We start from the raw sequence: 19,680 nt of genomic DNA on the forward strand, positions 1-19,680 counted from the left end.
CGTGGCTGGCGGTCACGGCTGCGATCGCAGACGGCGTGCCCCGAACCCGGAACCCGACGTAAGCCGCAGCCGCCATGCGCATCGCCACCTACAACGTCAACGATGTCCGCAAGCGCATCGGCCCCCTGAGAGCCTGGCTCGACGTCACGGCGCCGGACGTCGTGTGCCTGCAGGAGCTCAAGTGCCAGACCGGTGAGTTTCCCCGCGACGCGGTCCGGGCCATGGGGTACGAGTCGCTGGTACTCGGCCAACGAAGCTGGAATGGCGTGGCCATCCTCGCCAAGGGCGTCGAACCGCTCGAGATCCGAAGAGGCCTCCCCGGCGACCCCGGGGACAGGGAAGCGCGCTACCTGGAGGCGGCCGTCCATGGCGTGGTGATCGGTTGCTGCTACATGCCCAACGGCAATCCTCAGCCGGGTCCGAAATTCAACTACAAGCTCGACTGGTTCCGGCGGTTCAATGCCCATGCGGCATCCTTGCTGGCCTCGGGCCATCCCACGGTGCTCGCCGGCGACTACAACGTCGTTCCGAGCGACGCCGACATCTATTCGACGCGCTCGTTCCTCGACAACGCATTGCTGCAGCCCGCGCCGCGCGCAGCCTATCAGTCGCTGCTGGATGCCGGTTGGACGGACGCGCTGAAGCGCCAGTCGCCCGACGCGCCGCTCTACACGTTCTGGAGCTATCTGCGCAACCGGTGGCCCCGAGGCGCGGGCCTGCGCATCGACCATCTTCTCCTCAGCCCGAAAGTCGCCAAGCGCATGCGCAGCGCAGGCGTCGACCAGGCCGTCCGTGGCCTCGAAGGCGCCAGCGACCATGCGCCGGCGTGGGTGGAACTCGAGAACTGAAGCAAAACGCAGAACCCACCCGCCAGGTTGTCCCTTCGCGTCGCTGCCACGCGCCTCTCGGAAGCTCGCTGCGGCAACGTTCTGGATTCCGTCCACATGGGGCCCGCGCGCCCCATTTCGTTTCGCATTGACGGCGCCATCGCCAGCGCATCAACCGATCCAATTTGACCGCTCGCGTTGGCGGGGAGGGCGCGCAAGGGCCGTGCAGGAACGGGGCAGGGAGCGCTTGCTGTTCCCTTGAGGGTGCCATGCCGTTCTCGCCGTCAAGGTCTGCGCGCCTCGCGGCGCTGGCGGCCCGCGGCCGTCTTCGAACCTTGACCGCTTGCGCTGCGGCGTGCCGTCGACGGTCACGGGCAATCCCGCCCGCTACCGTTCAAGGAGATGCGTCATGGCCTCCCACTTTCCTTTCATCACCGACGCGCAATTCGAACTGCTGCTTCGCAATGGCCGCATGGCGCTGGCCTACCAGGCGCAGGGCCAGGACTTCGATCCGCGGCCGGTGGTCAAGCTCTTCACGCCCGATGCGGGCGCGACCTGGCTGCTGACGGAGATCGAGCCCCAAGCGCAGATCGCTTTCGGCCTGTGTGATCTGGGCATGGGCTATCCGGAACTGGGCCATGTGAGCCTGGCTGGGCTTTCCGTCGTGCGCGGGATGATGAACCTGCCGATCGAGCAGGACCTGCACTTCCGGGCCACGCAAGCGCTGAGCGCCTACGCGCGTGAGGCGCGACTCGCCGGGCGGATCCAGGCCTGAGCGCCTGCCGCCGGCCTGCGCCGGCGGCATTGCCTTCGACTTGACCCGGCGTGGCGCGCGGCAGCGAACTGTCGCGCGCTGTCCACGATCAGGCCACGCGGTGCGCGGCAGATCCAAGTCTTGAATGCGTGACTCGCGCCTGTGCGTCGCAGAGGAAGACCGAACGGCCTGCGGCCCCGCGCTGCCGGGCGGTGTGCCCGCGTGAGTCACCGGTGCGTGCCGCGGCACCTCTGCCTTCAGAGCCACCTCTTGATCGACGCATAGCTCGCTCGGTCCGCTGTCCAGGGCTTCGGGCAACGCCTCCGTCCTCACCCGGTCCTCGCTGCGCTCGGCTGCGGCCTCCGGGCGGTCCCTGGACATCGGCCCTTGCTGCTCGCTCTTCATGCGTCGAGGCGGCTCCGAAAGCAGATGTTCAACCCCCGCGGCACACCCCCCGCAGAAAGGCTTCGCCATGCATGCAACTCCCTCCCCCGGTCAGCGCAAGGCGCGCACCGCCAACAGCCCAACAGCCCCGGGCGTTCCCCCCGTACCCCCCGAGGACTCACCCAAAGCAGGTGCTGTCCAACTTCAAGGTGCAGCGCCGCCGCGCGGCGGCCGCATGGATGTCCGGCAGTCTGTCACCGACCGGATCATTGCGATGCTCGAGAAGGGCGGCAATGTGTTCCGGGAGCGCTGGACACGGGCCGCCTCACGCGGCATCCCTCGCAACGCGAAGACGGGTGCGCCGTATCACGGGGCCAATGTGCTGCTGCTGTGGGATGCAGCCATCGAGCAAGGCTACGCGTCGAACGTCTGGTTGACCTACAAGCAGGCGGCGAGCCTCGGCGCCCAGGTGCGCAAGGGCGAGCGCGCGGTGCTGTGTGCCCACTTCGAACGCAAGGGACGCCAGGGCGGCTCCGAAAGGGGCGATGCGGAAAGCAGTCCGGAGGTCGACGAAGCGGGCGATCACGAAGAAGCCCGACGCGACGGCATGCTGCAGTGCCTGCCGTTCTGGGTCTTCAACGTGGCGCAGATCGACGGGCTGCCCCGCGAGGTGGTCGACGCCTGCGGCGAAGCACCGGTGCCTGCCTGGGCGCCGGTGGAGGCGGCGTGCCGCCTGCTCGGAGGCAGCGGCGCCACCATCCGTCATGGCTTCGAGCGGGCCATGTACTTGCCAGCACTGGACGAGATCCGACTGCCCTGGCCCCAGCGCTTCACCAGCGCCCAGGCGTATTGCGCGACGACCCTGCATGAACTGGTGCATTGGACAGGCCATGCGAGCCGCCTGAACCGGGCGTTTGGTCGGCGCTTCGGCGATGCGGCGTACGCGTTCGAGGAACTGGTCGCCGAGCTCGGCTCTGCCTTCGCGATGGGACACTGCGGGCTCGTGGACGCGTCCATCGAAGGGCATGCCGCATACCTCGACAGCTGGCTGCAGGTGCTCAGGAACGATCGAACGGCGATCTTCACGGCCGCACGGCATGCGGGCGAAGCGTTCGACTACATCCTGGCCCGGGAGATGCCGGCGCTGGACGGGTCACCGATCCTGCCCGCGGACGAATGAATCCCGGGCAGTGGCCGCGGGTTCGGCCACCTTCCAATTCATCCCGGCGCAGGCCCATGGGCCTGCGAGATCTCACTAGACTCCAGCCTTTCCACTTCTGATCGTTTCATGACCAAGACCTACGCCCAGTTGGCACGCGAAATCGCGGCACTCCAGGCCTCCGCCCAAAAGCAACTGGCGCTCGAAGCCAAGGGCGCCATCGCGAAGATCAATGCAGCGATTGCGAAGTACGGCCTCACGGCGGGCGATCTGAAGTTCGCGTCGATCTCCGCGCCCATGTCGCCTGCGGCCCGCAAGAAGCCCAAGACGAACGGGAAGGCTGGCGCTGCGTCCAACGGCGCAAGGTTCAGCGACGGCAAGGGCAACCAGTGGGGCGGACGCGGTCCCAGGCCCGCCTGGCTGCGCCAGGCGATGGCAGCCGGCCGGACACTGGCGAGCTTCGCCACGGCCGCGACGCCGGCACCCGTCGCCGCCGTCCCCGCGGCACCTGCCGAGCGCGTTCCAGCCCGGTCGACCCGTTCGATCCAGTCGAAGCGGGTCCCGTCCAAGCGGGTCCCGTCGGTTGCAACGGCCAAAGGCTCTTCCCAGAAGACCACCCCGGCCGCGGCATCATCCCCCAGCGCTGCGGTTGCACCGGCCACGGTCGCTGCTCCGACGAAGGCGGCCCGCGCGAAGAAGATGGCAGTGAAGACGCCCGCCGCATCCGCTGCCGCTGCGTCTGCGCACGCGGTCACACGGCCGGCAACCCAGTCACCGGCGAAGAAAGCCGCTTCGACCCAGGCGACGGGTGTGCCGAAGTCCTCGACGAAAGGCACCGACCCGAAGGCCCCGGCGGCAAGCTCGAAACCTGTCCGGCCGCCAAAGAAAGCGGCCGCCCCCGCAGCGCGCAAGAAGACCGGGCCCAAAGCCGCGCTGCGCAAGGCCGCTGCGGTGAAGAGCCCGCCGCCGGCGGCGCCCGAAGCGGTCCACGCGACACCGGCGCTCTGACGCTTCCAGCAGAAGGCACGGCCGTCGCGATGGTGGCGGCCTCGACCGCGCGGCAGCTTCGATGCGCACCCGGCGTCCTGCGAACACCGCGCGGTTGTGCAGTCGCCGCTTGTCGCTCGAGGTGTCCACCCTCTACGCCACCTTCTTCGATGCTGCACAGTCGCAGGCGGCGTCGCAGGCGCATGAGGCGCCTGGGGCGCTCGTCGCTGCGAGCGCCTGTCTCGACGGCAAACCGACCGGCTCGACGGCCAGGATCCGCCGCGCAAGGCGCGACGCGGATTTCTGGTCGTGCCCGCACTGGCACACCGTGCCAGTCGAGACCTGGCGATCCGCGACATGACGCTCGCTCTGGCGCGCTACTTCGCCCCAGAGGACACCAGCCATCGCCTTGCACGAGCCCCTCGCGGCTCGTCACGGCATCTTCCTACTCCAATCGAGCGATCTTTCCTCCAGGCGCGCAGCACTGAAAGGCGGACCGTCAGGCCCTGATCTGACTTTCGGGGTGGCAACATGGAAACCTGGTCCCTTCTCCGACGAAGCGCCGCACTCGCCGCGCTGACGCTGGCCGCATGCGTTTCGGCGCCGCAGCGATGGGGCGAATGGGTCGATCCGACGCTGGGGCCCAACTCCGGCATTCTCAGAGGCGGCAAGGTGCTCATCGCGTGCGACACCTTCGATCTCCTCATGCGCCAGCCCTGCCAGGACGACCTGGCGCGAGCGCTGGCGGCCAGAGGCGTCAATCCCGTCATGGCCCCGGTGGCCACCACCCTGAACGCGCGCGAGTCGGAGGCCCAGCTGGCCACCAGCGCCACGGCCGTCGGCGCCGATACGGTCTTCATCCTGTCGCTGTCGCCCGCGGCGACGTCCACGGGCTCCGGCATGTCCGTCGGAATCGGCGGCTCCAGTTGGGGACGCAGCAGTGGCTTCGGCATCGGCCTGAGCGCCCCGGTCGGGGGCGGCTGGGGCAGCACCGGGTTCTCGGCCACGGGGCGCGTCACCGATGTGCGCAATGGACGCATGGTATGGAGCACGACCTTCGTGGCCTCGCCATCGTCGGACATCGGTGGACAGGTCCGCGAGCTGACGCGCAACGTGCTCGACTCGGCGCAAGCCGCAGGCCTGCTTTGAAGCCCGGGGCGGACGAGCCCGGCCACGTCATGCCGATGTCGGACTGGCCTGCCAAGCCCGTTCGCCCTTGACCGGCCCTCCTCGCATCGCTGTCCCCCGAAAGTGGAGCCTCGTTCCGGCGCAGACCGCGCCACCCACCACCAGGAGCCAACTTGCCAGACGACAAGACCCAACCCGGCGGGCAGGACCGCACGCGCATCAACATCCACGAGGACTACGAGCTGCGGGACTGGTCCCGGAAGCTGGGCGTCTCGCCCGAAATCCTCCAGGCCGCGGTGCGCGCTGTCGGGACGCATGCCGCCACCGTGGAACAACACCTCAAGGGTCAAAGGAAGTAAGCCGGTGATCGACAAACAGCACAAGGAGCCGTCCATGGCATCTGATGACGTGAAAACCGCCTCCGAACTTGCGGAAGAAGCCAGGCAGACAGGGCACGATGCGGTCCTCGCCGCACACGGCTATGCCCAAGAAGGCCAACGCATCGGCCGAGAGGCCGCGCGGTCGGTTCGCGCGAGCCTCGCCGATGCCAAGGAGACCGGCAGCGAAGCGCTCGACACCGTCCGGGGCCTCTCCAACGACGCGCGCGATCTCGCGACGGACGCGATCAGGTCCGGCCGGTCCTCCGCGCGTGATGCCGTCAGCGCCGTGGGCGAACGGGCCCGGGCCCTGGGCGAACGCGTGCAGCACTCGAAGGAGGCGTGCGCGGGCTACATCGCGGAGCAGCCCGTACGCGCCACGTTGATCGCGATGGCGAGCGGCGCCGCCGCCATGACGCTGATGCGTCACTTTCTCAGGGCCAGACGCGGCCATTGAGCCTCGCCCGCTCGACATCGAAGACCTCGACGAGCGAGCCGTGGCAGGGTTCTACGTCCGCCTGCCTGAAGGTGCCCAGCACCTGGCCGGGGGAGGGCACCCGTTCCATCGACGAAGAGACAATGCCTTCACGCCCGGAACTGCCGGGCCGCAAAAGCCCAGGCCATGCGCGACGCATCGGGCCCGAGGCCGTCGCTGTACAACTGGCGCGCCGCACCGCCGCTCCAGGCGTGTCCGAGCCCGTCGATCTCCACGAGCGTCGCGACCGTGCGCCCGCGACGCTTGAAGTCGGTCACGCTCGTCGCGTAGCGCTTTCCGCGCTGGACGCTGCGCGGGCCGGCGGGCGTCGCTCCCGCCGCATCCGCCCACACCTGCACGGCGGCCCGGCCATTCGAGGCCGCGACCACCCTGTCGCGCGTTCCATGGATCACCATCAAGGGCGGCCAGGCCGTCGGCCTGGCCGCCGCCCTGTCCGCGAGGGGCCGGGTCGGCCGATGCCCGTGCATCGCGCCCAGCGCCGACAGCGGCGAGTGCGCGGTCCCCGGCGGAATGCCCGAGTGCATCACCACCGCACCGAAGCGTTCCGGATGCCGCGCGACCAGCAATGCCGCCATGCTGGCCCCCGCGGAAAGTCCCGCCACGGCGATGCGCGCGCGATCCACTGCATACATCAGACACACCTGGTCGATGGCCTTCATGATCAACGCGGCCTCGCCGTAGGCGCGACCCGACGCGGTGTCGAACCAGTTCCAGCAGCCCTGGGGATTCGACACCAGGTCCTGCTCCGGATAGAGCACGAGAAACCGCTCGCGCGCCGCGATCCGGTTCATGCGCGTGCTGGTCGCAAAGGTCTTCGCATCCTGGCCGCAGCCGTGGAGCATCACCATCAGCGGCAGGCGCTCGCCGAACACGATGCCCGGAGGGCGATAGAGCCGAAAGCGGCGCATGCCCGACGCGCCGACCGCCACGCCCGAGATCCACTGGCCCGGACCGGCCGGCGGCCGACGCTTGTCGAGCACCGGCCGGACCGCCTGCTGCACCGCCGCCGAGCCCTTGCGCCACGTGCTGCTGGTCAGCGCCTGCATGCTGCGCGCGAACACGCCGGCCCATCCGCCGGCCTTCCTGCGTCGCGCCATCAGCGGCGCGGCTTGCGCTTCGTCGCCGTCCTGGCCGGCTTGCCGCTCCAGAAGTCAACGATCTGCCGGGTCGCGTCCGCCTGCGCGGCGCCGATCTCACGCTTGGCGGCACGCGTGGCCTGACCGCGCGCGGACCCCATCGTCCTGTTGGCCGCGCTGAGCCACATGCTCATCAGGGGATTCTTCTTGGTCCAAGGGTTCTTCATCGCTGCTCCGCTTCGACCGACGGCCGATGCACCGACTGTCTGCCGGGATCGGATGCGGCAGTGCAGCATTCAGGCTCGAATGCAGGTGGCCCGTGTCCTACGCCGTGCGCTTCGTCGCCGACCCCTCGGCTAGCGATGCGCCAGCGCTCGGAGAAGGAGAAGGCAAGCGGAGAAAGGCAGAGGTAGAGAGTGGAAGCGGGAGGCGTGGAAGGGCAGGGGAATGAGAGAGGAGAGGAGAGGAGGGGAGGGGAGGGCTTGCCTGTGAGCCCTCACGCTACCCCACCGTTCTCGCGTTCAAGGCCCTGCGCCCGCTGCGCGGGCTCGGCGCGTGCCGCGCGCCTTCGGCGGCCTGGAGCGCTGCGCTGCGGCGGGGTCGGTGCGGGGCCCGCAGGCAATCCCGCCTGTGGCATCCACAGGAGTTCCGCCATGACCGCATCCACCGACCTCAACGCGCAGCAACGCCACGTCCTCGAGGCGCTGCGTCCCTTCCTCGGCCACGAGGCCGACGACCTGTTCGAATCGAACGGCCGGTCCCTGCGGCAACTGGCCCGCTTTGCGCGCGACTCGTCGCTGCCGGGCTGCCAGCGATTCGTGACCGGCCTGGCGCTCGCGCAGGCGCTGCTCGCCGAGGAGCTCGGCGATCGCTCGGTGTTCGATACGCCCCAGGCGGTCGCGGACTTCCTGCAGCTGCATTTCGCCGGCCAGGCGCACGAGAGCTTCGCCGTGCTCTACCTCGACGCGCGCCATGCGTTGCTGGCCTTCGAGGACCTGTTCCGCGGCACGCTGACCCAGACCAGCGTCTACCCGCGCGAGATCATCAAGCGCGCGCTGCACCACAACGCCGCCGGCGTGATCCTGGCCCACAACCATCCGTCGGGGTCGAGCGACCCGTCGCACGCCGACCGCGCGCTGACGCAAGTGCTGCGGACCGCCCTGGCGCTGGTCGACGTGCAGGTGGTCGATCACCTGGTGGTGGCGGGCGCCCAGACGCTGTCGTTCGCGCAGCGGGGACTGCTCTGAGGCACACCGGCCGCCCCGATTCGCGGCGGCCCGACCGCGGTCTCGCGCGCGGTCGCGCGCGACCTCGCGGCTCAGCGCCCGCCCGCCGGACCCGGGCGAGGGAGGGCCGCTCGCACGACCTCCTGCAGCTGGCGCGCCGAGGGCAGCTTGCCCTTCATCTCGGCCGGCAGCTTGCCCTGCAGCTGGTACTCGGCCACGCCGATCGGGTTGGACTTGCTCTTGAGCGCGAACTCGACCTCGAGGTTGTCCTTCTCGGCGCACAGGATGATGCCGATCGAGGGGGCATCGTCCGGCGCCCGCTCCTTGTCGTTGAGCAGGTTCAGATAGAAATCCATCTTGCCGGCGTACTCGGGCTCGAACTTGCCGATCTTCAGCTCGATCGCCACCAGCGACTTCAGGAAGCGGTGATAGAACAGCAGGTCGATGAAGTACTCGTTGCGGCCCAGGGTGAGCCGGTGCTGGCGTCCGATGAAGCAAAAGCCATAGCCGAGCTCGAGGATGAAGTCGCGCAGCTTGTCGATCAGCTGGTTCTCCAGATCGCGCTCCTTCACGGCCTGGCGGATGCCGAGGAACTCCAGGTTGTAGCTGCTCTTGAGCGCTTCCTCGGCCTGCTCGGCCAAGTGCCCCGGCAACGCGACCGGAAAGTTGTGGCTCTTGCCTTCGGACAACGAGCGTTCGTAGGCCCGCGCCTTGATCTGGTTCAGGAGCACATTGCGGCTCCAGCCGAAAGCCGCGACGGCCCGGAGGTAGAAGAGGCGCTCGGCCGGCTCGGTCACCTTGCCGAGCACCACCAGGTGGTGGCCCCAGGGAACTTCTGCGACAAGCTGTCGCAGAAGTCCGAGCCCCGGCTCGACGCCGGCCGCGACCGCCGAACGCGCGGGGCGGCGCGGCGGCGTGCCCGGGCTTTCTGCGACAAGCTGTCGCAGAAACGGCGTGCCCGCGTAGGCCTCGTACAGCCGACGCATGTCCCACACATTGCGCGCCGAAAAGCCCTGGGTGCCCGGAAACGAAGCCCGCAGGTCGCGCGCAATCTGCTCGACGACCGCCTGGCCCCAGCCCAGCGCCTGCTGCTTGTCCAGGATGGCCTTGCCAATGTCCCAGTACAACGCGATCAGGTCGCGGTTCACCGCGCGCGCGGCCGACAGGCGCGCCGCGGCGACCCGCCGCTTCAGGTCGTCGATGAAATGTGCGTAATCGCTCGTCGGATCGGGAGTGCGGGTCATCGCACGAGACTGTAGACGACGCCACGACGCGGCCTGGGGTCGCGTGGGCTCGCGTGGCGTCGCCTCCAGCGAGCCGGCCTCACGTTCCCGAGCGTTGCCCCGCCAGGCGCAGCAAGCTCAGCTGGCGCGCTTCCTCGGCATCGCGCAGGCTCTTGGCCGCGCGCCTCGCGACGTACTCGACGTACAGCGCATCGATCGTCGCAGCCCATTGCCCGATCGCGGCTCGACGCGACCCGGACACCGATCGCTTCCCGGACCACGCGGCGTTGCCGCGTGCGTCCGGCTCCTGCGCCTTCGACCGAGGAGGGCCGGACGGAAAGTCCGGGACGGCCACCCCGGCCCTGCGCAGGATCGCTTCCTTCTGGTCTGTCGTGAGCATGGCAAATCTCCAGCAAACAGCGTTCCGGCCTGGTGCGAGGAAAGTGGCGAAGGCGTCGATTCGTCTTTCTGCGCCAATCGCCGCCTTCGCGGAGACGGAGGCCGGGCGTCTCCTGCCTATCTGGGGCGCCGCGCGCGCCCCACAAGGCAGGGCTTTCTCTCTTGCCACCGCCATTCGCATCCCCGGGCCTGCATCGCTCCCGCCCGATCCCGGCGCGACACCGCGCAGGGCGGGCCAGGCGAGTGAGCGCAGGTGGCGGACCTGCCGCTCCCTTCAGGCTGCCACGCCGTTCTCGCGGTCAAGGTCGGCGCGCACCCGCGGTGCGCTCGCGGCCCCAGGCCGTCTTCGAACCGCGAGCGCTGCGCTGCGGCGTGCCCGCCGACGGTCACGGGGGCACTTCCGGCCCGCAACCGTTCAAGGAGAACGACCTGTGCACCTTCATCACCGACATGCAGCGCCTGGCGCTGCCAACGGACATCGGTCGCAACAGGGAGGTTTCCTCGCCTTTGCCACGTTTGGCACCTTTGCCACCTTTGCCACGGGCCACGAGTCCAGTGTGCCGACCGTAGGCGATGCGCCGGCATCGGAAAGTGCGAGTCAACCCCTGCATCGACGCCCTCTCGCGCTCGGGGCTCTACCGCGGACATCAGCGTCGTTTCCTCTCGCGCGTCGCGGCGGCGATGACGGCCTTCCGTTCGCGTCGGCCCGATCGAAGCCCCCGGAAGCGCGCGCCGTCATCGCGCCCGAGGACCCTTGGCGTTATCGCCGCGCCAGTCGCCTCCGGGGTGCGCCGCTTCCTCATGCAGCCTGTCGATGTCCAGGCCGTCGATCTGAACCAGCAACCGCTGCAGCATGTGCCGGGTCCGGTCGGACGGGGTCTGTCCGCTGACCAGGGCGGCATCGAACTCATGCCAGCCCCCGCCGACCAGCAGGACCCTTGCCCTGTAGTGCGCACGACCTTCCTCGTGCTCGATCTCGACCTCGTCGTTGACCAGCTTGCCGGTCCCAGCCTGTTTCGCCTGGCCGCAGATTCTTGACATGTCCGTCCTTGCCTCACCCCAGCCGTGATTGGAAGCCCCGCCCCGGCGCCCCGGCGCCTTGGCAACTGGCCATAGGGCAAGGGTCCTCGGCCTGGCGGCCGAAGGCCGGGGCGGCTGCGTGTCGCTGGCGCCGGCGCGCCTGCGCGCGAGGCGGCCTGGCCAGGCATCGGGCGCGCGCGGATCTCGTTGCTGACTGCGCGCGGCCCGATAGGCCGCGCGCTGCAAGCGGAGCCGCTGCAGCGAAGAGGTCGATCCCGGCCGTCGATCGGCGGATGTCGCTGCCTGCCGAAATGACGATCACCCCTTGCCGCGTGACGATGGCGGGCGCCCCACCGGCTTCGCCGCTGTCGGGCTGCTCCAGGTTCGCGCCTGCGCGCTCATCCCCTCCCGGGGACGGCCTGCGGCCGCCTTGCGCATCCCTGGCGCAGGGACTGCGTCCCTCGAACTACCCCTGATCAGAGGCGCCTGCGGCGCCTGGGCGCGCTCGCCGCGCGGCGGTTGCGGGACGCGCCGGTGGCGCCGGCGGGCTGCCGTTTGCCTGAGCCCTTCGCTGTTCCCGGGGAGCTTGCGAGCGCGGTGCCGGCTGACCGGCTGCGCCTGCAAGGGGGTGTTCATAACGCTCACGCGTTACGAATGCTTCCCCCTTGCTCCCCCGTCCCCGCGCGCGCCGCTTCTCCCCCGGGCGAAGAACTCAGGAAAACGGCGGCCAGCACCGGGTCGGCGGCCGATGCGTCCCGGAACCCTTTCACGAAGGGCTCCGAATCTAGGAACCCGGCATCACTTCGCTTGATTCATCGAAAGGAACCGTCATGACCGTCATCGACAAGGCAAGGAAGAACACGGGCGTGCGCGCGCGCAAAGAACGCCCGAAGCGGAGCGGATCGGACGTCGCCGCGGGCGACCCGCACCGTCTGGCCTCCGACGCCCCGGCACGCGACCTGCTCGTGCCACTGGACCGGCTGTGCCTCAGCACGGCAAACGTGCGCAAGGCGAGCCCTTCGCATGGCCTCGCCGAACTCGCAGCACTGATCGATGCGCAAGGCCTGTTGCAGCGCCTGAGCGTCATCGCGCAGGACGATGGCCGCCATGCCGTGGTGGCCGGGGGCCGGCGACTGCAGGCGATCCAGATGCTCGCCGCGCAAGGGCGATGGCCGGCGGATCGACCCGTGGCCTGCACCCTGTTCGAAGCGGACCGGGCCGTCCAGGTGTCGCTCGCCGAGAACAGCGGGCGCGAAGCCATGCACCCGGCCGACCAGATCGAGGCCTTCCAGCGACTCGTGCACGAAGACGGACTCGATGTCGCCCAGATCGCGGACCGCTTCGGCGTGTCGCCACTGACCGTCCAGCGCCGCCTCAAGCTGGCCCGACTCTCGACGCGCTTCATCGACCTCTACCGGGCCGACGAGATCGGCAGCGAGCAGCTGCAGGCCCTGGCCCTCGTCGACGATCCTGCAGCGCAAGAGGCCCTCTGGGACGGACTGCGTCCCTGCGACCGCAGCGCGTGGCGCATCCGCGAGGTCATCACCGCCGAGGCCTGCACCGCCGACAGCCGCCTCGCGCGCTTCGTCGGTCTCGATGCCTACGAGGCCGAGGGCGGCGGCGTGCGCCGCGACCTGTTCGCCTCCGGCGAGGATCCGCGCAGCATCTACCTCGACAACCTGCCGCTGCTGCACACGCTCGCGGTCGACAAGCTGCGCGGCGTCGCCGCCGCACTCCACGAGGAAGGATGGTCCTGGGTCGAGTGCGCGATCGAGCCCGATGGTCTCGCGTTGCGTCGCTTCACGCGAGAGCCGGAAAGCGAACGCGAACCCACCGCCGACGAGGCGGCGGCGCTCGAGGCCCTGGCCATCCGGCTGCGCGAGCAGACCGACGCCTACGACCAGCTTCAGGACGAGGTCGACCCCGATGCGGACGACTTCGACAACGTCGAGCAGCAGATGGCGGACGCGCTCGACGCGACGGCTGATGAACTCTCCCGTCTGCGCCAGGCACTGCGGACCTGGCGCCCCGAGCAGAAGGCGCGAAGCGGTGCGATGGCCAGCCTCGACCACCGGGGTGGCCTGCACATCGAGCGCGGCCTCGTGCGTCCCGCCGATGACCTGGGCCCGGAGCGCGCGCGCAGACTGGACCCGGACGAGGACGAGCGCGACGCGGTCGCTTCCCCTTCCGCCCGGCCAGGTTTCAGCGAACGGCTGATGCGCGATCTCACGGCCCACCGCACCGCAGCCCTGCAGGCCGCGCTGATGCAGAACCCTCGCATCGCCCTGGTCACGCTGGTCCATCGCATGGCGGAGACCGTCTTCGGGCTCTACGGTACCGGCAACGACGTGGTCAAGGTGACGGTCCGGGTGACCGGTGACAGCACCTTGTCGCAGGACGCCAGCGACTATGCGTCAAGCCCCGCCGCGACGCTGCTCTCACAGGCCGAGACCGAATGGGGCGACCGCCTGCCAGGCTCCCCCACGGCCCTGTTCCAGTGGCTGCTCGGGCAGCCCGATACCACCCTGCAGGACCTGCTCGCCTACTGCACGGCGCGCAGCATCCACGCGATCACGCCGCGCAGCCGGTCCCGCGACCACAGCGACACCCTGGCCGAGGCGCTCGGCGTCGACATGGCCGACTGGTGGCTGCCCACTGCCGCGACCTACCTGTCGAGCGTGAGCAAGGCCCAGGCGCTGGAAGCCGTGAAGGAGGCCACCGGCGTCGGTGCGACGGCGGTCATGGCGAAGATGAAGAAGGGCGAACTCGCCGCCCATTGCGCACGGCAACTCGAAGGCACGCGCTGGCTGCCCGGCCCGTTGCGAGCGATGCCAGCCACCGCCACGCCCGACCCCGACGACGACGCATGACCGATGAAGGCTCCGCCCGATCGGCGGGGCCTCATCGCGATCGCGGACCGCCGTTTCCGTTTCCGCTTCGTTCGACTTTGAAGGAGACTTTCATGAAGACCCGGACCCCTCTCATCCTGTCGGCCGCTGTGCTGTCCCTCGCCGGGCTGGCCGCGATCGCCCTGTTCCGTTCCGATGCCGGCGCGCCCGCACCGCAACGCGCCTTCCAAAGCAGGTTCCAGCCCGTGCTGACCGAGGCCCAGATCGGCAGCTTCAAGGAGCTCCCGCCCGTGCCGCTCGAGTTGCCCGCTCGCGAGGGCCCCTTGCCGCCTGCGAAGCCAAAGACCGGAAAGGAGCCCACGCCATGACAACGAGCGCACCCCTGCCGAATCGCACTCCCCACGCCGGCGACGCGGCGACGCCGCGTCCGGTGCTGAGTCCGTTCGAAGGGCACTGCCTGTGCCGACGAACGCGGGAATGCGCGGAGCTGCTGCAACTCGCCGTGCTCGGCGTCGAGCAGACCCGTGAGCGGCACGCGCCCGACGCGGATCTCGTCGCGATCGCCGAGCATCTCGCGCAGGCCGAGCGCCACGTCGAGCGAGCGCGACAGCTCGCCTCGCGCTGGAGCGAGTGATGGCGACCAAGTCCTGCAAGCCCGTCACCCGGGAGACTTCAGCCATGGTGCGCGAGCGAGGGCTCCGTGCCGTGATGGTGACGCTCGTGGGCGGCGTGATCGAACTGCGCGCGAAGGGCCTGCGATCGACGGAGACGGTCGATGTTGCCTGGTGCTACTACACGGCGGTGAAGCAGCGCGTGGCGCTGGAGCGCGTGCAGCGGGCGGCTCGCCAGGGGAGGGCGGCGCGACGTCCCTCGCGCTGACCTTGGCGCCGGCCCGTCCCTCCGGACGGGCCTTTGCCTGGGCGCCGTTCGGCATGCCGAACACGCGGGATGTGTTGCTTCGGTACCTCCTTGGTGCCGGGCTGTCTTGCGTGCAGTCCGGTCCTGTGAGATCCGGCCGCGAGTTCGAGCACCACCGCCTTTGACAACGAGGGAATTTGCAGGCAAGGTGTTGGTTGGTGCACACTTCGGCACGCCCCACGCGTGTGTCTTCTCAGGCGCCGCCCGGACCGTCCCTGTGCCGTGACGGTGATCGAATGTCTCCTCCACCATCTCTTGGTGGATTGGCCCCGCGGTTCGCGCCCCGGGGCCTCTCTTTTGGTGAGGGTCTTCGCGACGCAACAACGCACGTCTTCGCCGAAGCGTTCGGCATGCCGAACACACGCACATGCGTTCATGCGAAGGATGAGCGACGGGACCTCCGGCCGCGCGCGCTGCTTGGCTACCGGGCAGCCTGGAGCGATGGTGTCGGCCGCCGGCTCGCGTTCGCTGTTCGGTCGACGGCCGTCGGTGTTCGGCATGCCGAACACTTGCTCATCGCGTGCCCGTGACCCGCCCGATTCTCTCGAGGGAGATGTTCGGCATGCCGAACATCCGAGGGCTGAAACCCGAAGCGCGATCGATTTCGCCAGCTTTCTCAGTGCCAGGACGCCAACTTGCCGTTGATCGCTGTTCGGCACACCAGACACTTGCGAGTTGCCTGCGTCGTGTAGCACGTTGGCGGAGCACGGCCGAAGTTGTTCGGCATGCCGAACACTTGGCCGATCGCGCCACGACGCGTCGTCCTTTCGTCGAGATGTTCGGCATGCCGAACATGCAAGGTTGCAGGCAATGCGATGCTTGCGTTGTCGACCCGCTCAATGCCACTCACCCTGATGGCCGCTTTGGCGAGGCTGAAAGATTGCCCAGTCGTGGGCGCGAAGCGTGACGATGGAGCGCGGATTTCAATTGTTCGGCATGCCGAACGCTGAGGCCTTGTTTGGCTTTGATGGCAGGATAGACTGGCGTCAGACATTGTTAACGTTTCGTCGTTCACCATGCCCAGCGCCCCTCGATCCGTCGTCATCGGCACCCGAACTTCGAGCGATACCAAGGCTCGATTTGCCGCGCTGGCCGCGCGTCGGGGCCTCACTGAATCCGCATTTCTCGCGCAACTGGTCGAACACGTGATCGCGTCGAACTCACCGAGCGATGCGGCTGAGGTACCGCCCTTCGCATCTGATGCGGGCCGCGCCAATGACCGTCTCACCCTTCGCTTGCGGCCAGGCGACCGTGCGCTCGCGGACGCGCGGGCAGCATCACGCCGCATGAAGACCGCGAGCTATGTGACCATGCTCGTGCGCAGCCACGTCCGAGGTACGCCGGTAATGCCACCGAAGGAGTTGGAGGAGCTGCGCTGCGCGGCCGGACTTTTGGCGTCCTTCCACCGCCAGTTCCGCTCGCTTGGTGCGAATGCTGTGGCCTCCTCAAACGCGCAATCCGACGGGCACGCGCCGTGGGCAGATGTCGGCCGTGTCATCGAAGGCGTCGGCGACGCGGTGGCGTCCGTCGTTCGCGCGAACCTGATCAGCTGGGAGGCCGGACGTGCCTAGGCGCATCGTCACCTTACCGCGCACGGAAGGGATGGAGCTCGACATCGTCAGCTACGGCCGCCGCGGTCCGGGTGCGCGTGCGACGCTCAGTGTGGAGCAGATCGAGCAGGTCAAGCGAACAGTGGGCCGCGCGGCAGAGGTCCTGGTGAAGGTCTCGGGTGGCGCGCGCGATACAGGCGCTGCCAGAGCGCACCTGAAGTACATCGATCGTCATGGAAAGCTCCAGGTCGAGACCGACGAAGGAGTCACGCTGCAAGGTCGGACGGTCGCTGATGGGCTGATCGCAGACTGGCAACTCGACCTGTGCCGAAGCCACTACATGGCGAAGCCTGCCGCAGGCGCGAAGGACTTACGCGCGAAACTGGTCCATCACATCGTGCTCTCGATGCCGGCAGGCACCCCACCCCAAAAAGTGCTGAACGCTGCGCGAAGTTTCGCACGCGAGAACTTCGCGCTCCAGTATCGATACGCCATGGTGCTGCACACCGATCAAGCCCATCCCCATGTGCACCTGGTCGTCAAATGCAACCACGAGTTCGAGCCGGGCCGGCGGCTGTACGTGCGCAAGGACACTCTGCGCGCATGGCGGGAGCAGTTCGCCGCCCTGATGCGGGAGGAGGGCGTCGCTGCCAACGCGACGCCGAGACAACTGCGGGGCGCGCGCAAGGGGTTCAAGGACCCGATTCATCATCGCCTGCGTGAGCTGCGGGTTTCCAAGGATGCGAGAAACGAGACGGTTGAGCGGGCACCGGTCGTCTCGAGCTTCATGCGCGGCCGCCTGCAGACCGTGGCGGAGGAAATTCAGAAGGGCGGCGCGGTCTGGGAGGGCGGTAGGGGCAGGTTGTTGGCGACGCGGTCCCAAGTGGTGGCCGCATGGCGTCTGGTGGCCGGCAAGCTGCGAAGCCAAGGAGACCTGCAGCTTGCGAGTGAGGTCGATCGCTTCGTGTTCAGCTTGCCTTCGCCAGCCACCGACCGGGAAGACCTGAAGGCGCGCCTGCTCGCGCATCTGAACGACAGGCGTCGCGCTGCGGCAAGCGTTGAGCGGACTGCCGAGATACCTCCACGAAATGTGAACGCGCGGTAGGCGTGTTCGTTAGGGCGGTTGACTCACAGGAACCTTTCTCGACCTGAACGAGCAAACTTCAGAGGCCAGTCGCGAAAGGCGATGAGAGGAATCCTTCGGGGTATCAAATGTGGACAAGCTTTGGATAGGAAGCTCGCCGGGCGCTACGCTGTTCCAATGACCGGAGTTCGCCCGACGAAGGCTCGAACGTCTGCGTTACTCGGGCGACCTACTTCTCCTTTGGGGCACGGAACGGCCGTTCGACCCAGCATCGAGGACTGGCCCCTTCGTGCCCTTTGCAGACATGTGTGTGAGCTTTTCGAATTGAAGCAACCGGCCAGGAGGCGACCTAAGGATAGGTCACCACAAAGCGGTCATCCGATAAACCGCATCGGCGAGTTGCTGCCGTGGAACATCGGCGGCCACCACGTCGAGCAACGACTGGCAGCCTGAACAAATCCGACCAGGTTGCGCAACGAAGGAAGACGAGGGGGATGCTGCAAGGCGCCGACCGTGCGCCGCCGCAGGCCGCGCCGTGGGCTCAGACGACTTGCAGACCCAGTTCCTCGAGCAGAGTGGCCGCTTGCCGGTGGGAGATGGTTGCGCCCTTGAACAGGGTGGCGTTCGCAAGCCGCAGGCCGCCCAGATCAACCTCGCGCAAGTCGGCGCCTTCGAATCGGGCCAACTTCAGATGTGCATTGCGCAAGCTGCCGCCTTCGAACACGGCATCGCGGAAATCGCAGCCCGATAGGTCGGCTTCGGAAAAATCGAGTTGCGCGAGGGATTGCTTGCGAAATGACAGGCCGCGCAGTCACGCGTCGACCAGTAGCGAGTCCTTGTCTCCGACGTCTACGCGGACCTCATCAGCAAGCTCACGGAGAACTATTCAACGTTCGCGCGTGAGTACTCGGAAAGCCTTATGGGCTGGTCCACCCAGGGACAGGGCTTGATGGCGCAACAGGTGCAAACAGCGTCGGATCTCCTCGCGGAATCGGGCAAGGCAACGGCGACCGCGATGGGGAAGGCATCGGACACGGTCAAGCACTTGCGCGTCAGATAAAGGCGACGAATGCGGTCTGCCCGAGTGCGCGGAGTGCCCTCCGCGCTGCTCGGCCAGCGCAGCCTCGCGACCGACCTTGTCCCCCGGGTCGGCTTCCTCGCCAATCACTGCATGTGTTGTCCGCCGTTGATCGCAATGTTGGCTCCCGTGACGAACGCGGCCTCCTCTGACGCGAGATAGATCACGAGCCCAGCCACCTCCTCTGGCTTACCCAGCCGGCCGACCGGGATCTGCGGCAGTATTTTGGTGTCGAGCACATCCTGCGGGATCGCCGTGACCATCTTCGTGCCGATGTAGCCCGGCGAGATGGTGTTGACGGTCACGCCCTTCCTCGCGACCTCGAGTGCCAACGCCTTTGTGAAGCCGTGTACGCCGGCCTTCGCCGCCGAGTAGTTGGTCTGGCCGAAGGCGCCCTTCGAGCCGTTGACCGAGGACACGTTGATGATCCGGCCCCAGCCACGCTCGACCATGCCGTCCGCGACTTGCTTGGTCATGTTGAACAGGCTGTCGAGGTTGGTGCGCAGCACTGCGTCCCAGTTGAGCTTGTCCATCTTCTTGAAAGTCATGTCGCGCGTGATGCCGGCGTTGTTGACCAGCACATCGACGGCGCCGGCCTGGCGGTTCACCTCCGCCGCCGCCTTGGCGCAAGACTCGAAGTCGGCCACGTCACACGGCACCGCCAGCACGTCGAAGCCGCGGGACTTCATGCCGGCCACCCACTCAGCGTGCGTGCTGTTGCCCGGCGAATAGGTCACGACCACCTTGTAGCCGGCATCGGCCATCTTGGCGCAGATGGTCTCGCCCAGGCCACCCATGCCTCCGGTGACCAGGACCACACGTTGCTTGCTCATGTCATTCCCCTTCGTGCGTTGTGCCGGAGCGGCGACTGCGTGTCATAGCAGCGCAGGGTTCGAGAGAAGTCGCGCAGCGCTCCGATGCCGCTTTCCTCGGCATGTCGACACCAGTCTTCCAACTGTTTCACCAACTGCTCCTTCGTGGCGGTGGATCGGCTCCACAGGGCAGTGAGATCCTGCCGTGTCGAATAGATGGTCCGCAGCACGGTGCTGGAGTCCAGCGCTTGTCTCAGGACCGCGCGCTGCGGTTCGGGCAATTGCGCCGCATCTCTTTGCAGCAGGTACTTGACCGGGTCCAGCGCCTTGAAG

General features: G+C 68.1%; 22 protein-coding genes and 2 pseudogenes. 15 read left to right on the forward strand and 9 right to left on the reverse strand.

Annotated features, from left to right (window positions below):
• Positions 1-74 precede the first annotated feature (74 nt).
• The 8 genes from QTI04_RS28480 (at position 75) to QTI04_RS28515 (ending at position 6,073) form a co-directional block, all read left to right on the forward strand.
• Positions 75-848 carry an exodeoxyribonuclease III gene (locus tag QTI04_RS28480; protein ID WP_286618550.1) on the forward strand — a complete coding sequence of 258 codons (774 nt, stop codon included), beginning with the start codon at positions 75-77 and terminating at the stop codon, positions 846-848.
• Between the two features lie 388 nt (positions 849-1,236).
• Positions 1,237-1,602, forward strand: coding sequence for a DUF2958 domain-containing protein (locus QTI04_RS28485; RefSeq protein ID WP_286618552.1), 366 nt, complete (start codon positions 1,237-1,239; stop codon positions 1,600-1,602).
• 598 nt (positions 1,603-2,200) lie between these two features.
• Positions 2,201-3,145: an ArdC family protein gene (locus tag QTI04_RS28490; RefSeq protein WP_286618553.1), complete on the forward strand. Its 945-nt coding sequence runs from the start codon at positions 2,201-2,203 to the stop codon at positions 3,143-3,145.
• Positions 3,146-3,253: 108 nt separating this feature from the next.
• Positions 3,254-4,132, forward strand: coding sequence for an H-NS family nucleoid-associated regulatory protein (locus QTI04_RS28495; protein ID WP_286618554.1), 879 nt, complete (start codon positions 3,254-3,256; stop codon positions 4,130-4,132).
• A 109-nt stretch (positions 4,133-4,241) separates the two neighbouring features.
• Positions 4,242-4,472 (forward strand): hypothetical protein, encoded by a 231-nt coding sequence (locus QTI04_RS28500; protein ID WP_286618555.1) that lies wholly within the window; start codon positions 4,242-4,244, stop codon positions 4,470-4,472.
• A gap of 170 nt (positions 4,473-4,642) precedes the next feature.
• Entirely contained in the window at positions 4,643-5,260 is a 618-nt protein-coding gene (locus tag QTI04_RS28505; RefSeq protein ID WP_286618556.1) for a hypothetical protein, read from the forward strand.
• A gap of 152 nt (positions 5,261-5,412) precedes the next feature.
• Positions 5,413-5,598, forward strand: coding sequence for a DUF3606 domain-containing protein (locus QTI04_RS28510; RefSeq protein ID WP_286618557.1), 186 nt, complete (start codon positions 5,413-5,415; stop codon positions 5,596-5,598).
• Between the two features lie 4 nt (positions 5,599-5,602).
• Positions 5,603-6,073, forward strand: coding sequence for a hypothetical protein (locus QTI04_RS28515; RefSeq protein WP_286618558.1), 471 nt, complete (start codon positions 5,603-5,605; stop codon positions 6,071-6,073).
• 128 nt (positions 6,074-6,201) lie between these two features.
• Here the strand turns inward: QTI04_RS28515 and QTI04_RS28520 are convergent, their stop codons facing one another.
• Together QTI04_RS28520 and QTI04_RS28525 are read right to left on the reverse strand one after the other, a co-directional pair.
• Positions 6,202-7,209 carry a PHB depolymerase family esterase gene (locus QTI04_RS28520; RefSeq protein ID WP_286618559.1) on the reverse strand — a complete coding sequence of 336 codons (1,008 nt, stop codon included), beginning with the start codon at positions 7,207-7,209 and terminating at the stop codon, positions 6,202-6,204.
• The gene (locus tag QTI04_RS28525; protein ID WP_286618561.1) at positions 7,209-7,415 is read right to left on the reverse strand and encodes a hypothetical protein; all 207 of its coding nucleotides are present in this window, start codon (positions 7,413-7,415) and stop codon (positions 7,209-7,211) included. The genes QTI04_RS28520 and QTI04_RS28525 overlap by 1 nt, the downstream gene beginning before the upstream one ends.
• Positions 7,416-8,015: 600 nt before the next feature.
• Here QTI04_RS28525 and radC point away from each other — a divergent pair.
• Positions 8,016-8,435: pseudogene (radC, locus tag QTI04_RS28530) on the forward strand (DNA repair protein RadC); the annotation flags it as partial.
• A 71-nt stretch (positions 8,436-8,506) separates the two neighbouring features.
• Here radC and QTI04_RS28535 read toward each other — a convergent pair.
• The 3 genes from QTI04_RS28535 to QTI04_RS28545 all read right to left on the reverse strand — a co-directional run bounded on the left by QTI04_RS28535 (position 8,507) and on the right by QTI04_RS28545 (position 11,077).
• Positions 8,507-9,658 (reverse strand): YhcG family protein, encoded by a 1,152-nt coding sequence (locus QTI04_RS28535; protein WP_286618562.1) that lies wholly within the window; start codon positions 9,656-9,658, stop codon positions 8,507-8,509.
• A 79-nt stretch (positions 9,659-9,737) separates the two neighbouring features.
• Positions 9,738-10,037: a hypothetical protein gene (locus tag QTI04_RS28540; RefSeq protein WP_286618564.1), complete on the reverse strand. Its 300-nt coding sequence runs from the start codon at positions 10,035-10,037 to the stop codon at positions 9,738-9,740.
• 734 nt (positions 10,038-10,771) lie between these two features.
• Positions 10,772-11,077 carry a hypothetical protein gene (locus QTI04_RS28545; protein ID WP_286618565.1) on the reverse strand — a complete coding sequence of 102 codons (306 nt, stop codon included), beginning with the start codon at positions 11,075-11,077 and terminating at the stop codon, positions 10,772-10,774.
• Between the two features lie 809 nt (positions 11,078-11,886).
• Here QTI04_RS28545 and QTI04_RS28550 point away from each other — a divergent pair.
• From QTI04_RS28550 to QTI04_RS28565, 4 genes are all read left to right on the forward strand, one after another.
• On the forward strand, positions 11,887-13,926 hold the full coding sequence (locus QTI04_RS28550; protein ID WP_286618566.1) for a ParB/RepB/Spo0J family partition protein: 2,040 nt from the start codon (positions 11,887-11,889) through the stop codon (positions 13,924-13,926).
• Positions 13,927-14,018: 92 nt separating this feature from the next.
• The gene (locus QTI04_RS28555) at positions 14,019-14,273 is read left to right on the forward strand and encodes a hypothetical protein (RefSeq protein ID WP_286618568.1); all 255 of its coding nucleotides are present in this window, start codon (positions 14,019-14,021) and stop codon (positions 14,271-14,273) included.
• The gene (locus tag QTI04_RS28560) at positions 14,270-14,539 is read left to right on the forward strand and encodes a hypothetical protein (protein WP_286618569.1); all 270 of its coding nucleotides are present in this window, start codon (positions 14,270-14,272) and stop codon (positions 14,537-14,539) included. The genes QTI04_RS28555 and QTI04_RS28560 overlap by 4 nt, the downstream gene beginning before the upstream one ends.
• Complete coding sequence (locus tag QTI04_RS28565) at positions 14,539-14,784, forward strand: hypothetical protein (RefSeq protein WP_286618571.1); 246 nt, start codon at positions 14,539-14,541, stop codon at positions 14,782-14,784. The genes QTI04_RS28560 and QTI04_RS28565 overlap by 1 nt, the downstream gene beginning before the upstream one ends.
• A gap of 655 nt (positions 14,785-15,439) precedes the next feature.
• On the opposite strand, the gene QTI04_RS28570 is transcribed toward QTI04_RS28565, so the two are convergent.
• The gene (locus QTI04_RS28570; protein WP_286618573.1) at positions 15,440-15,841 is read right to left on the reverse strand and encodes a hypothetical protein; all 402 of its coding nucleotides are present in this window, start codon (positions 15,839-15,841) and stop codon (positions 15,440-15,442) included.
• A gap of 268 nt (positions 15,842-16,109) precedes the next feature.
• Here QTI04_RS28570 and QTI04_RS28575 point away from each other — a divergent pair, with 268 nt between their 5' ends.
• Both QTI04_RS28575 and QTI04_RS28580 read left to right on the forward strand, forming a co-directional pair.
• Positions 16,110-16,394, forward strand: coding sequence for a hypothetical protein (locus QTI04_RS28575; RefSeq protein WP_286618574.1), 285 nt, complete (start codon positions 16,110-16,112; stop codon positions 16,392-16,394).
• A 319-nt stretch (positions 16,395-16,713) separates the two neighbouring features.
• A complete protein-coding gene (locus tag QTI04_RS28580) occupies positions 16,714-17,478 on the forward strand; it encodes a relaxase/mobilization nuclease domain-containing protein (RefSeq protein ID WP_336621915.1) in 765 nt (254 codons plus the stop codon).
• A 520-nt stretch (positions 17,479-17,998) separates the two neighbouring features.
• On the opposite strand, the pseudogene QTI04_RS28585 reads toward QTI04_RS28580, so the two are convergent.
• The 3 genes and pseudogenes from QTI04_RS28585 to QTI04_RS28595 all read right to left on the reverse strand — a co-directional run.
• Positions 17,999-18,292, reverse strand: a pseudogene (locus tag QTI04_RS28585) (pentapeptide repeat-containing protein); the annotation flags it as partial.
• Between the two features lie 329 nt (positions 18,293-18,621).
• A complete protein-coding gene (gene phbB, locus QTI04_RS28590) occupies positions 18,622-19,368 on the reverse strand; it encodes an acetoacetyl-CoA reductase (protein ID WP_286618577.1) in 747 nt (248 codons plus the stop codon).
• A partial coding sequence (locus QTI04_RS28595; RefSeq protein ID WP_286618578.1) for a transposase occupies positions 19,365-19,680 on the reverse strand: 316 nt, incomplete at its 5' end. The genes phbB and QTI04_RS28595, both read right to left, overlap by 4 nt.

It is taken from the genome of Variovorax sp. J22R115 (assembly GCF_030317005.1).
In the GTDB taxonomy this organism is placed as follows: Bacteria; Pseudomonadota; Gammaproteobacteria; order Burkholderiales; family Burkholderiaceae_C; genus Variovorax.